At 36.1% G+C, this 729-nt stretch carries 1 protein-coding gene and 1 pseudogene; both read left to right on the top strand.

Annotated elements, in window-relative coordinates; genetic code table 11:
• A pseudogene (locus GMD4S_RS13605) lies at positions 1-263 on the top strand (helix-turn-helix transcriptional regulator); the annotation flags it as partial.
• Positions 264-347: 84 nt separating this feature from the next.
• Positions 348-716: a hypothetical protein gene (locus GMD4S_RS09835; RefSeq protein WP_002879744.1), complete on the top strand. Its 369-nt coding sequence runs from the start codon at positions 348-350 to the stop codon at positions 714-716.
• Positions 717-729: the final 13 nt, after the last annotated feature.

Below are 729 nucleotides of genomic sequence, written 5' to 3' on the forward strand. Positions count from 1 at the left end.
ATAAAGTGGAGGGGCAAAGAGAAGAAATCGAACTAGTTTTTACAAGATTTGCACTTCCAAAAATCTACGATCACTTCACGGAAGAAGAAATCAGAGTCGAGGACGAAATAATAAAAGTTCAGGCATTTAGAGCTTTAACTCCTTCATTTTTTGATTTACTATTAAGTTTTGGTTATCAAGTAAAGGTCGTATCCCCAAGTCACTTACAAAATCTACTGGTCAGTACTCTCAAAAAAAATCTTCAGCAATATGACAACCTGTAGTCATATTTCCTTTTGTATACTCTTAAGTGGGCAAAATATTTCGTGATATTCATCATAGCCCAATTATTTTACAGGAGGTTCCAAATGGATACAAAAACACTTGCAGAAAGCTATTTTACGGCAGTAAATGAGGGAGGCTGGGAAGATTTCGTAGCTGAAAACTTTGATTATGGCATGTGCGATAGTATAGAAATTCGACAAGGACGTGATGTTTATTTGCAAGGCGCAGGCCAATTCTATGCTTTAAGCCAGCATCTTGAAGTGAAGCAATTACTTGTTGATGGTCGAGCAGTCTCAGCTTTAAATCGCTACCGTCTACATTCTCCTCAAGGAAAAGAACTTGAACTGGATGTCGCAGAATTTCTGAAATTCGATGAATTTGATAAATTAGTTGCATCCAATATTTATTTCGACACCTATCGTTTCCAAAAATTTATCCAAGGAATTGAATAACAAAAATCTAGCT

This window comes from Streptococcus sp. GMD4S (assembly GCF_000296955.1).